Source organism: Streptococcus mitis (assembly GCF_008763935.1).
Classification (GTDB): Bacteria; Bacillota; Bacilli; order Lactobacillales; family Streptococcaceae; genus Streptococcus; species Streptococcus mitis_DB.
In genome coordinates this window covers 143,876-156,180 of sequence record NZ_VTQF01000004.1, presented here as the reverse complement: position 1 = coordinate 156,180, position 12,305 = coordinate 143,876, and the positions used below count along the sequence as shown (strand labels likewise).

At 41.9% G+C, this 12,305-nt stretch carries 10 protein-coding genes; all 10 read left to right on the top strand.

Annotated features, from left to right (window positions below; translation table 11 throughout):
- Positions 1 to 563: 563 nt before the first annotated feature.
- The 10 genes from F9B91_RS08000 (at position 564) to F9B91_RS07950 (ending at position 12,298) form a co-directional block, all read left to right on the top strand.
- A complete protein-coding gene (locus F9B91_RS08000; RefSeq protein WP_084887400.1) occupies positions 564 to 755 on the top strand; it encodes a hypothetical protein in 192 nt (63 codons plus the stop codon).
- Complete coding sequence (locus tag F9B91_RS07995; RefSeq protein WP_084887402.1) at positions 752 to 946, top strand: hypothetical protein; 195 nt, start codon at positions 752 to 754, stop codon at positions 944 to 946. The genes F9B91_RS08000 and F9B91_RS07995 overlap by 4 nt, the downstream gene beginning before the upstream one ends.
- Positions 933 to 1,817 (top strand): ABC transporter ATP-binding protein, encoded by an 885-nt coding sequence (locus F9B91_RS07990; RefSeq protein ID WP_084887404.1) that lies wholly within the window; start codon positions 933 to 935, stop codon positions 1,815 to 1,817. Before F9B91_RS07995 ends, F9B91_RS07990 begins: the two co-directional genes overlap by 14 nt.
- Position 1,818: 1 nt before the next feature.
- Positions 1,819 to 2,556 carry an ABC transporter permease gene (locus F9B91_RS07985; protein ID WP_084887405.1) on the top strand — a complete coding sequence of 246 codons (738 nt, stop codon included), beginning with the start codon at positions 1,819 to 1,821 and terminating at the stop codon, positions 2,554 to 2,556.
- Positions 2,556 to 3,653: a sensor histidine kinase gene (locus F9B91_RS07980; RefSeq protein WP_084887408.1), complete on the top strand. Its 1,098-nt coding sequence runs from the start codon at positions 2,556 to 2,558 to the stop codon at positions 3,651 to 3,653. The genes F9B91_RS07985 and F9B91_RS07980 overlap by 1 nt, the downstream gene beginning before the upstream one ends.
- Before the next feature lies 1 nt (position 3,654).
- Positions 3,655 to 4,254, top strand: a complete 600-nt coding sequence (locus F9B91_RS07975; protein WP_084887410.1) for a response regulator transcription factor — start codon at positions 3,655 to 3,657, stop codon at positions 4,252 to 4,254.
- 314 nt (positions 4,255 to 4,568) lie between these two features.
- Positions 4,569 to 4,982 (top strand): 30S ribosomal protein S12, encoded by a 414-nt coding sequence (gene rpsL / locus F9B91_RS07965; protein ID WP_001142332.1) that lies wholly within the window; start codon positions 4,569 to 4,571, stop codon positions 4,980 to 4,982.
- A gap of 19 nt (positions 4,983 to 5,001) precedes the next feature.
- A complete protein-coding gene (gene rpsG, locus F9B91_RS07960) occupies positions 5,002 to 5,472 on the top strand; it encodes a 30S ribosomal protein S7 (protein WP_000087873.1) in 471 nt (156 codons plus the stop codon).
- A 249-nt stretch (positions 5,473 to 5,721) separates the two neighbouring features.
- On the top strand, positions 5,722 to 7,803 hold the full coding sequence (gene fusA, locus F9B91_RS07955) for an elongation factor G (protein WP_150922912.1): 2,082 nt from the start codon (positions 5,722 to 5,724) through the stop codon (positions 7,801 to 7,803).
- Between the two features lie 103 nt (positions 7,804 to 7,906).
- Entirely contained in the window at positions 7,907 to 12,298 is a 4,392-nt protein-coding gene (locus tag F9B91_RS07950) for a PolC-type DNA polymerase III (RefSeq protein WP_150922911.1), read from the top strand.
- The last annotated feature ends 7 nt before the right edge of the window (positions 12,299 to 12,305 follow it).

Here is a 12,305-nt window from a genome sequence, read left to right as displayed (position 1 = left end):
CAGCTTGGTAGAGTACTTGGTTTGGGACCAAGGTGTCGCAGGTTCGAATCCTGTCTTCCCGATTCATTACAGAGATACGTAAGCGTATCTTTTTTGTTTTTAACTAGATATTATATACATTAAGAGAGAATCAGTTTGCTTCTCTCTTTTTTAATTTCAGTAATTCATTTTGATCGCGTATACTTTTTGTTTCCTGATTTGTTCAATGAATACTGTAGTTTAGGTACATAAATTAAAATTTAACAGATTGTATAATTCTTATAAACTTTTAAGAAAGTAATTGAAGTGTTTTTTGTTCTGCCTATAATATATGTGTTTTGTGCGATAAAAATTTCCGCTCTTTTGATTTTAAATGCGTATTAGTTTACGTTATAGTCTAAATTTGATATCACTTTGACGGAGGTACCATAGATTCTTTTCTACTCTGTGTCTTGTTGTGTAATCTTTCTTGATCCTTTTAAATAGAATCTTTTATGACTTTTGTCATATTTCCTCATGACAGAAGCTTCTAGTGATTCTACTTTCAAAGAATTATACTAGATGTATCAAATGGAGGAAAAAAAATGAAACATAAAGTAATTGTCGCAATGAGTTTAGTAGCAGCAGGAGTCATGACTTATCTCATGTTTTCAGGATTGGATGAAGGTTTCTATCATTTTCCTTGGGATTTGTTTGCAGGATTTGGCATGATGTCTTGGTTGATCCGAGAAGGTTTGAAATTAGTCTCAGATGTGAAAAAGGAGTTTGAAAAATGAAAAAAGCGATTCTATATCTTTTTATTGGACTATCACTAGTGGTATGGCTGGTAGAAATGTTTACAGGTTGGTTTGATCAAGCCTTCCTTCACCAAGCTATTCGTGGTGCCTGGGGTCTAGGATTTATGATTTTTATCGCCTTTCCGATGGGAAAGGAGTGGCTGAAAGGAGAATATGATGAACATGATTAAGGTAGAAAGCTTAAATAAAATCATCAAGGGCAAGGCTATTTTGAAGGATATTTCCTTTGAGGTAGCTGAAGGTGAATGCGTCGCCTTGATTGGTCCCAATGGTGCTGGGAAGACCACACTCTTGGACTGTTTGCTTGGAGATAAACTGCTCACCAGTGGGCAAGTATCTATCCAAGATTTGCCGGTAACGAGCTCTCAGTTAGACTATACAAGATCCTACCTCCCACAAGAAAATGTCATCGTTCAGAAACTAAAGGTAAAAGAGTTGATTGCTTTCTTTCAAAAAATTTATCCAAATCACTTGAGTAACCAGGAAATCGATCAACTATTACAGTTTGATAAGCAACAACAAGAGCAATTCGCAGAAAAATTATCAGGTGGACAAAAGCGTCTTTTCTCTTTTGTCTTGACCTTAATTGGGCGACCAAAGCTTGTTTTTTTAGATGAGCCAACTGCTGCCATGGATACTTCAACCCGCCAACGCTTTTGGGAAATTGTTCAGGAGCTAAAAGCTAAGGGAGTTACCATTCTCTATTCGTCCCATTATATCGAAGAGGTAGAGCATACAGCGGACCGAATCTTGGTCTTGAATAAGGGAGAGTTGATTCGCGATACAACACCTCTAGCCATGCGCAGTGAGGAGATTGAAAAGCACTTTATCCTTCCTCTAGCATACAAGGAAGTCATTGAGCAGTCTAACTTGGTTGAAAACTGGTCACAAAAACAAGACGCTTTGCAAGTAGTTACACGTGAAGCGGATGCTTTTTGGCAACTGTTAGTGCAAGCAGGATGTAGGATTCAAGAAATTGAAGTCAATAATCGTAGCTTGTTGGATACAATCTTTGAAGAAACACAAAAGGGAGATGACTAAGATGAAACGATGGATCGCACTAAACAAGATAGAATTTCTATTGACCAAACGACAATTAGTCTATTATTTATTATCAGTAGGTATGCCGACAGCCTTCTATTTATTCTTTTCAGGCATGTACCAGGACACACCAGGTGGACCAGCTAATTTTATGCGTGATTACCTCATCTCCATGACAGCCTTTTCCATGATGTCGACAGCTATGTTTTCATTCCCAGCTGTTTTACATACAGATAAGATCAACAACTGGCAGAAAACATTGCGCCATACTCCGGTAAATATGGTAGAATATTATCTATCAAAGATAACAAGTATGATGGTTGATTATCTGGTCTCAATCCTGGTTGTTTTCTCAGTTGGGCACTTGGTCAGAGGTGTGGATATGCCTTTAGGAAGCTGGATTGGGGCTGCGCTCTTGCTGATAGTAGGAAGTGTAGCTTTTGTAGCGCTTGGCTTGACCTTGACACTCTTGCCTTCTAGTCAGCTGATGTCTGTCGTGGGCAATCTTCTCTATCTAGGCTTGGCTGTTTTAGGCGGACTCTGGATGCCCATCTCTTTATTTCCAGACTGGATGCAAGCAATCGGGAAGTGTCTACCAACTTATCAGTTGATGGAGTTGCTCAAGACCTTCTTAAACGAGGGTAGCATCAATCTGTCAGCCACAGTTTATCTACTTATTTTTTCAGCAGTTTTGTTTGGTTTGACCATTTACCTTCAAGGTCATAAGGAGAATGCTTAATGCTTGAAAGACTGAAAAGCATACACTATATGTTTTGGGCCAGTTTAATTTTTATGATTTTCCCCATCCTTCCTGTAGTGACTGGGTGGCTTTCTGTCTGGCATTTATTGATTGATATTCTATTTGTAGTGGCGTATTTGGGTGTTTTAACAACTAAGAGCCAGCGCCTATCTTGGCTATATTGGGGTCTCATGCTGACTTATGTAGTTGGGAATACTGCCTTTGTTGCTGTTAATTATATCTGGTTCTTCTTTTTCCTTTCTAACCTCTTAAGTTATCATTTTGGCGTACGTAGTTTAAAGTCTTTACATGTCTGGACTTTTCTTCTTGCTCAAGTCCTTGTTGTGGGCCAACTGTTGATTTTTCAGAGAATCGAAGTTGAGTTTCTATTCTATCTACTTGTAATTCTTACTTTTGTCGATTTAATGACTTTTGGATTGGTTCGGATTCGGATTGTGGAGGATTTGAAAGAAGCGCAGGCTAAGCAAAATGCCCAGATAAATCTATTGCTTGCTGAAAATGAACGCAGTCGTATCGGTCAAGATTTACATGATAGTCTGGGGCATACATTTGCCATGCTTAGTGTCAAGACAGATCTAGCCTTGCAGTTATTTCAAATGCAGGCTTATCCACAAGTGGAAAAGGAATTAAGAGAAATACAGAAAATTAGCAAAGAATCAATGCGTGAAGTGCGAACCATTGTGGAAAATCTTAAGACTAGAACTTTGACATCCGAACTAGAGACTGTGAAAAAGATGTTAGAAATTGCTGGAATTGAGGTGGAAACGGATAACCAACTAGATACTGCTAGCCTTACTCAGGAATTGGAGTCAACGGCTTCCATGATTTTGCTTGAGTTGGTGACCAATATCATCAAACATGCCAGAGCATCGAAAACCTACTTGAGATTAGAACGAACTGAGAAAGAACTCATTCTAACAGTGAGAGATGATGGCTGTGGCTTTGCTTCTCTAAAAGGAGATGAACTCCATACAGTCCGAGATCGTGTTTTTCCATTTTCAGGAGAAGTAAGAGTAATCAGTCAGAAACAACCAACGGAAGTGCAAGTTCGACTACCTTATAAGGAGAGAAACTAAGATGAAATTACTTGTTGCAGAAGATCAAAGTATGTTACGAGATGCTATGTGTCAGTTGCTTACCTTTCAACCAGATGTAGAGACTGTCCTACAAGCCAAGAATGGTCAAGAAGCAATTCAACTCTTAGGAAAGGAGTTCGTAGATATCGCCATTCTTGACGTAGAAATGCCTGTTAAGACAGGTCTCGAAGTCTTGGAGTGGATACGAGCAGAAATGCTAGAAACAAAGGTAGTTGTGGTGACGACCTTCAAGCGCCCCGGATATTTTGAACGTGCGGTCAAGGCTGGAGTGGATGCTTATGTCTTGAAAGAAAGAAGCATTGCAGACCTCATGCAAACTTTGCACACTGTCCTCGAAGGACGCAAGGAGTATTCGCCTGAATTGATGGAAGTAGTTATGACGCATCCCAATCCATTAACAGAGCAAGAAATCGCCGTTTTAAAGGGAATTGCTCAAGGCTTGTCTAACCAAGAAATTGCAGATCAACTTTATTTATCAAACGGAACCGTCCGAAACTATGTCACCAATATTCTTTCTAAACTAGATGCTGGTAATCGAACAGAGGCAGCTAATATCGCGAAAGAATCTGGTTGGTTGTGATACTATCATATCTCGAAAACCATTATGTGCTAAAATTGATGGGATTGAATGGAACAATACTAACTTTAGGAGGGTGGGATTCCTCCTTTTTCTTTTTTGGGGGAGCACTACAAAAGAGCTAAAATTAAGAATAAAAAAGAAAAATATCTTGACAACCAATAGAAAATTTTGTTACAATAATAGACGGTACTTTTTACTTTTGGTCTCTCAAGAGTGTACAGGGACGTGCTGACAAATGTTGCAAAAGTACACACAGATGGTAGCTGTCACCAAGTGTATCATCACCAAAAATAAAAAAACACAGGAGAATGTAGATGCCTACAATTAACCAATTGGTTCGCAAACCGCGTAAATCAAAAGTAGAAAAATCTAAATCACCAGCTTTGAACGTTGGTTACAACAGTCATAAAAAAGTTCAAACAAACGTTTCTTCACCACAAAAACGTGGTGTTGCAACTCGTGTTGGAACAATGACACCTAAAAAACCTAACTCAGCCCTTCGTAAATTCGCTCGTGTACGTTTGAGCAACCTTATCGAAGTTACTGCCTACATCCCAGGTATCGGACACAACTTGCAAGAGCACAGCGTGGTTCTTCTTCGTGGTGGACGTGTAAAAGACCTTCCAGGGGTACGTTACCATATCGTCCGTGGTGCACTTGATACTGCAGGTGTTAACGATCGTAAACAAGGCCGTTCTAAATACGGTACTAAACGTCCAAAAGCATAAGGAAAGGGGATAAAGAGAAATGAGTCGTAAAAATAGAGCTCCAAAACGTGACGTATTGCCAGATCCGCTTTACAATTCACAACTAGTTACTCGTCTTATCAACCGCGTTATGCTTGACGGTAAACGTGGTACAGCTGCTTCAATCGTTTACGGTGCTTTTGAGCAAATCAAAGAAGCTACTGGTAACGATGCACTTGAAGTATTTGAAACAGCTATGGAAAACATCATGCCTGTACTTGAAGTACGTGCACGTCGTGTTGGTGGTTCTAACTACCAAGTCCCAGTTGAAGTTCGTCCAGAACGTCGTACAACACTTGGACTTCGTTGGTTGGTAACAATCGCTCGTCTTCGCGGTGAACACACAATGCAAGACCGTCTTGCAAAAGAAATCTTGGATGCTGCTAACAACACTGGTGCAGCAGTTAAGAAACGTGAAGACACTCACCGCATGGCTGAAGCTAACCGTGCATTCGCACACTTCCGTTGGTAAGATTAAGATACTAAGGACGTTAAAAAAGCGACTGAAAATTAGGAAGCTTGACGAAGAATCGAAGATTCTAGGAGAGCTTATCTATTTTTCCGAGCTTTTAGCCCGAGTTCAATTCAACTTGTAAATCTACAAGTTGAAACCAACAATAGCATGAAAACATTGAGAACGGGTAGGTCCTGCCTATCCGTTTTTATTAAAATCGTGTTATAATAGAATAGAAATCAAAAATAAATAGGAGAAACAAACCTCATGGCACGCGAATTTTCACTTGAAAAAACTCGTAATATCGGTATCATGGCTCACGTCGATGCTGGTAAAACAACAACTACTGAGCGTATTCTTTACTACACTGGTAAAATCCACAAAATCGGTGAAACTCACGAAGGTGCGTCACAAATGGACTGGATGGAGCAAGAGCAAGAACGTGGTATCACTATTACATCTGCTGCGACAACAGCTCAATGGAACAACCACCGCGTAAACATCATCGACACACCAGGACACGTGGACTTCACAATCGAAGTACAACGTTCTCTTCGTGTATTGGATGGTGCGGTTACTGTTCTTGACTCACAATCAGGTGTTGAGCCTCAAACTGAAACAGTTTGGCGTCAAGCAACTGAGTACGGAGTTCCACGTATCGTATTTGCTAACAAAATGGACAAAATCGGTGCTGACTTCCTTTACTCTGTAAGCACACTTCACGATCGTCTTCAAGCAAATGCACACCCAATCCAATTGCCAATCGGTTCTGAAGATGACTTCCGTGGTATCATCGACTTGATCAAGATGAAAGCTGAAATCTATACTAACGACCTTGGTACAGATATCCTTGAAGAAGATATCCCAGCTGAATACCTTGACCAAGCTCAAGAATACCGTGAAAAATTGATTGAAGCAGTTGCTGAAACTGACGAAGAATTGATGATGAAATACCTCGAAGGTGAAGAAATCACTAACGAAGAATTGAAAGCTGGTATTCGTAAAGCGACTATCAACGTTGAATTCTTCCCAGTATTGTGTGGTTCTGCCTTCAAGAACAAAGGTGTTCAATTGATGCTTGATGCGGTTATTGACTACCTTCCAAGCCCACTTGACATTCCAGCGATCAAAGGTGTTAACCCAGATACAGAAGCAGAAGAAACTCGTCCAGCATCTGATGAAGAGCCATTTGCAGCTCTTGCCTTCAAGATCATGACAGACCCATTCGTAGGCCGTTTGACATTCTTCCGTGTTTACTCAGGTGTTCTTCAATCAGGTTCATACGTATTGAACACTTCTAAAGGTAAACGTGAGCGTATCGGACGTATCCTTCAAATGCACGCCAACAGCCGTCAAGAAATCGACACTGTTTACTCAGGTGATATCGCTGCTGCCGTTGGTTTGAAAGATACTACAACTGGTGACTCATTGACAGATGAAAAAGCTAAAATCATCCTTGAGTCAATCAACGTTCCAGAACCAGTTATCCAATTGATGGTTGAGCCAAAATCTAAAGCTGACCAAGATAAGATGGGTATTGCCCTTCAAAAATTGGCTGAAGAAGATCCAACATTCCGCGTTGAAACAAACGTTGAAACTGGTGAAACAGTTATCTCTGGTATGGGGGAGCTTCACCTTGACGTCCTTGTTGACCGTATGCGTCGTGAGTTCAAAGTTGAAGCGAACGTAGGTGCTCCTCAAGTATCTTACCGTGAAACATTCCGCGCTTCTACTCAAGCACGTGGATTCTTCAAACGTCAGTCTGGTGGTAAAGGTCAATTCGGTGATGTATGGATTGAATTTACTCCAAACGAAGAAGGTAAAGGATTCGAATTCGAAAACGCAATCGTCGGTGGTGTGGTTCCTCGTGAATTTATCCCAGCGGTTGAAAAAGGTTTGGTAGAATCTATGGCTAACGGTGTTCTTGCAGGTTACCCAATGGTTGACGTTAAAGCTAAGCTTTACGATGGTTCATACCACGATGTCGACTCATCTGAAACTGCCTTCAAGATCGCGGCTTCACTTGCTCTTAAAGAAGCTGCTAAATCAGCACAACCAGCTATCCTTGAGCCAATGATGCTTGTAACAATCACTGTTCCAGAAGAAAACCTTGGTGATGTTATGGGTCACGTAACTGCTCGTCGTGGACGTGTAGATGGTATGGAAGCACATGGTAACAGCCAAATCGTTCGTGCTTACGTTCCACTTGCTGAAATGTTCGGTTACGCAACAGTTCTTCGTTCTGCATCTCAAGGACGTGGTACATTCATGATGGTATTTGACCACTACGAAGATGTACCTAAGTCAGTACAAGAAGAAATCATTAAGAAAAACAAAGGTGAAGACTAATCAGTCCTCACTCTAGAAGGAAGTCACTTAGTGGCTTCCTTTTGTCTTTAGAAAATACCTCTAAATATGGTAAAATAGTAAGAGAATAATGTGAGGAAAATGAATGTCAAATAGTTTTGAAATTTTGATGAATCAATTGGGGATACCTGCTGAAATGAGACAGGCTCCTGCTTTAGCACAGGCCGATATTGAGCGAGTTGTGGTTCATAAAATTAGTAAGGTATGGGAGTTTCATTTCGTATTTTCTAATATTTTACCGATTGAAATCTTTTTAGAATTAAAGAAAGGTTTAAGCGAAGAATTTTCTAAGACAGGCAATAAAGCTGTTTTCGAAATCAAGGCTCTGTCTCAAGAATTTTCAAATCAACTCTTGCAGGCCTATTATAGAGAGGCTTTTTCTGACGGGCCGTGTGCTAGTCAAGGTTTTAAGTCCCTTTATCAAAATTTGCAAGTTCGTGCGGAGGGTAATCAACTATTTATTGAGGGCTCTGAGGCTATTGATAAGGAACATTTTAAGAAAAATCACCTTCCTAATTTGGCTAAACAACTTGAAAAATTTGGTTTTCCAACTTTTAACTGTCAAGTCGAGAAGAATGATGTCCTGACCCAAGAGCAAGAGGAAGCCTTTCATGCTGAAAATGAGCAGATTGTTCAAGCGGCCAATGAGGAAGCGCTCCGTGCTATGGAACAACTGGAACAGATGGTACCTCCTCCAGCGGAAGAGAAACCAGCCTTTGATTTTCAAGCGAAAAAAGCTGCAGCCAAACCCAAGCTAGATAAGGCGGAGATTACTCCTATGATCGAAGTGAGGACGGAGGAAAATCGTCTGGTCTTTGAAGGGGTTGTTTTTGATGTGGAGCAAAAAGTGACCAGAACAGGGCGTGTTTTGATCAACTTTAAAATGACGGATTACACTTCCAGTTTTTCGATGCAAAAGTGGGTTAAGAATGAGGAAGAGGCTCAGAAGTTTGACCTAATCAAGAAAAATTCTTGGCTCCGAGTTCGTGGGAATGTGGAGATGAATAACTTCACACGCGATTTGACTATGAATGTGCAAGATGTACAGGAAGTTGTTCACTATGAGCGGAAGGATTTAATGCCAGAAGGAGAACGGCGGGTTGAGTTTCATGCTCATACTAACATGTCGACCATGGATGCACTACCCGAGGTAGAAGAGATCGTTGCGACAGCTGCTAAGTGGGGACACAAGGCGGTTGCCATCACGGACCATGGAAATGTTCAGTCCTTCCCACACGGCTATAAGGCGGCTAAGAAAGCGGGAATCCAGCTGATCTATGGTATGGAAGCCAATATCGTGGAGGACCGTGTCCCTATCGTCTATAATGAAGTGGAGATGGACTTGTCCGAAGCAACCTATGTGGTCTTTGACGTGGAAACGACGGGGCTTTCAGCTATCTATAATGATTTGATTCAGGTTGCGGCCTCTAAGATGTACAAGGGGAATGTTATTGCTGAATTTGATGAATTTATCAATCCTGGACATCCCTTGTCAGCTTTTACTACTGAGTTGACTGGAATTACAGATGACCATGTCAAAAATGCCAAACCACTGGAACAAGTGTTGCAAGAATTCCAAGAATTCTGCAAGGATACGGTCTTAGTTGCCCACAATGCTACCTTTGACGTTGGATTTATGAATGCCAACTATGAGCGTCATGGTCTTCCAAGGATTAGTCAGCCAGTCATTGATACACTGGAGTTTGCTAGAAACCTCTATCCTGAGTACAAACGTCATGGTTTGGGACCTTTGACCAAGCGTTTTGGTGTGGCTTTGGAACATCACCACATGGCCAATTACGATGCGGAAGCTACAGGTCGCCTGCTTTTCATCTTTATCAAAGAGGTAGCAGAAAAACATGGTGTGACCGATTTAGCTAGACTCAACATTGATTTGATTAGCCCAGATTCTTATAAAAAAGCTCGGATTAAACATGCGACCATTTATGTCAAGAATCAAGTAGGGCTAAAAAATATCTTTAAGCTGGTTTCATTGTCTAATACCAAGTACTTTGAAGGGGTACCACGAATTCCGAGAACGGTTCTAGATGCCCATCGGGAAGGTTTGATTTTAGGTTCAGCTTGCTCTGAAGGTGAAGTTTTTGATGCAGTCGTTTCCCAAGGTGTGGATGCGGCGGTTGAGGTGGCCAAGTATTATGACTTTATCGAGGTCATGCCACCAGCTATCTATGCCCCCTTGATTGCCAAGGAGCAGGTCAAGGATATGGAAGAACTCCAGACCATTATCAAGAGTTTGATAGAGGTGGGAGACCGCCTTGGCAAGCCCGTTTTGGCTACGGGGAATGTCCACTATATCGAACCAGAAGAAGAGATTTACCGCGAAATTATCGTCCGTAGTTTGGGCCAGGGGGCTATGATTAACCGAACTATCGGTCATGGAGAACATGCCCAACCAGCACCACTTCCAAAGGCTCATTTTAGAACGACTAATGAGATGTTGGATGAATTTGCCTTCTTGGGAGAGGAATTAGCTCGGAAATTGGTCATTGAAAACACCAATGCCTTGGCAGAAATCTTTGAACCCGTTGAGGTTGTTAAGGGTGACTTGTACACGCCTTTCATCGACAAGGCTGAAGAAACAGTTGCTGAGTTGACCTATAAGAAAGCTTTTGAGATTTATGGAAATCCACTGCCAGATATTGTTGATTTGCGGATTGAAAAAGAATTAACATCCATTCTGGGGAATGGCTTTGCCGTGATTTATCTGGCCTCGCAGATGCTGGTACAACGTTCTAATGAACGGGGTTACTTGGTTGGTTCTCGTGGGTCTGTCGGATCTAGTTTTGTTGCGACTATGATTGGGATTACGGAGGTTAATCCTCTCTCCCCTCACTATGTCTGTGGTCAGTGTCAGTATAGTGAGTTTATCACCGATGGTTCTTATGGTTCAGGATTTGATATGCCTAATAAGGACTGTCCTAAATGTGGTCACAAACTAAGTAAAAACGGACAGGATATTCCGTTTGAAACCTTCCTTGGTTTTGATGGGGACAAGGTTCCCGATATTGACTTGAACTTCTCGGGAGAAGATCAGCCTAGTGCTCACTTGGATGTGCGTGATATCTTTGGTGAGGAATATGCCTTCCGTGCAGGAACGGTTGGTACGGTGGCTGCCAAGACTGCCTATGGTTTTGTCAAGGGCTATGAGAGAGATTATGGCAAGTTTTATCGTGATGCAGAGGTGGAACGTCTTGCCCAAGGTGCTGCTGGTGTCAAGCGGACAACAGGACAACACCCTGGGGGAATCGTTGTTATTCCTAACTACATGGATGTCTATGATTTTACGCCTGTCCAGTATCCAGCAGATGACGTGACAGCTGAATGGCAGACCACTCACTTTAACTTCCATGATATCGACGAGAACGTCCTCAAACTCGATGTACTGGGACATGATGATCCGACTATGATTCGAAAACTCCAAGACTTGTCTGGGATTGACCCTAATGAAATTCCTATGGATGACGAAGGCGTGATGGCCCTATTTTCTGGGACGGATGTGTTAGGGGTAACACCTGAGCAAATCGGAACGCCTACGGGCATGCTGGGGATTCCAGAATTTGGAACCAACTTTGTCCGAGGGATGGTCGATGAAACCCATCCGACGACTTTTGCAGAATTGCTTCAGCTCTCAGGTCTATCCCACGGTACCGATGTGTGGTTGGGAAATGCCCAAGATTTGATCAAGCAAGGAATAGCGGATCTATCGACTGTTATCGGTTGTCGGGACGACATCATGGTTTATCTCATGCATGCTGGTCTCGAACCTAAGATGGCCTTTACTATCATGGAACGGGTACGTAAGGGCTTGTGGCTGAAGATTTCTGAAGAGGAGAGAAATGGCTATATCGAAGCCATGAAGGCCAATAAGGTACCAGAGTGGTATATCGAGTCCTGTGGGAAAATTAAGTACATGTTCCCTAAAGCCCATGCGGCAGCTTACGTTATGATGGCCTTGCGTGTAGCTTACTTCAAGGTTCACCATCCTATTTATTACTACTGTGCTTACTTCTCAATCCGTGCTAAAGCCTTTGATATCAAGACTATGGGTGCGGGCTTGGATGCCATCAAGCGCAGAATGGAAGAAATCTCTGAAAAACGGAAGAACAATGAGGCCTCTAATGTGGAAATCGATCTCTATACAACTCTTGAGATTGTCAATGAGATGTGGGAGCGTGGTTTCAAGTTTGGTAAACTCGATCTCTACCGTAGTCAGGCGACAGAGTTCCTCATCGATGGGGATACCCTCATTCCGCCATTTGTAGCAATGGATGGTCTGGGAGAGAACGTTGCTAAGCAGTTAGTGCGAGCGCGTGAAGAGGGAGAATTCCTCTCTAAAACAGAACTGCGTAAGCGTGGAGGGCTCTCATCAACCTTGGTTGAAAAGATGGATGAAATGGGAATTCTGGGCAATATGCCAGAAGATAACCAGTTGAGTTTGTTTGATGAGTTGTTTTAAGATCTTG

Bases quoted from the DNA above. Each gene is read 5' to 3' on its own strand.
- F9B91_RS07950 (WP_150922911.1), top strand. From the start codon at position 7,907: ATGTCAAATAGTTTTGAAATTTTGATGAATCAATTGGGGATACCTGCT.
- F9B91_RS08000 (WP_084887400.1), top strand. From the start codon at position 564: ATGAAACATAAAGTAATTGTCGCAATGAGTTTAGTAGCAGCAGGAGTC.
- F9B91_RS07985 (WP_084887405.1), top strand. From the start codon at position 1,819: ATGAAACGATGGATCGCACTAAACAAGATAGAATTTCTATTGACCAAA.
- fusA (WP_150922912.1), top strand. From the start codon at position 5,722: ATGGCACGCGAATTTTCACTTGAAAAAACTCGTAATATCGGTATCATG.
- F9B91_RS07995 (WP_084887402.1), top strand. From the start codon at position 752: ATGAAAAAAGCGATTCTATATCTTTTTATTGGACTATCACTAGTGGTA.
- F9B91_RS07975 (WP_084887410.1), top strand. From the start codon at position 3,655: ATGAAATTACTTGTTGCAGAAGATCAAAGTATGTTACGAGATGCTATG.
- rpsL (WP_001142332.1), top strand. From the start codon at position 4,569: ATGCCTACAATTAACCAATTGGTTCGCAAACCGCGTAAATCAAAAGTA.
- rpsG (WP_000087873.1), top strand. From the start codon at position 5,002: ATGAGTCGTAAAAATAGAGCTCCAAAACGTGACGTATTGCCAGATCCG.
- F9B91_RS07980 (WP_084887408.1), top strand. From the start codon at position 2,556: ATGCTTGAAAGACTGAAAAGCATACACTATATGTTTTGGGCCAGTTTA.
- F9B91_RS07990 (WP_084887404.1), top strand. From the start codon at position 933: ATGAACATGATTAAGGTAGAAAGCTTAAATAAAATCATCAAGGGCAAG.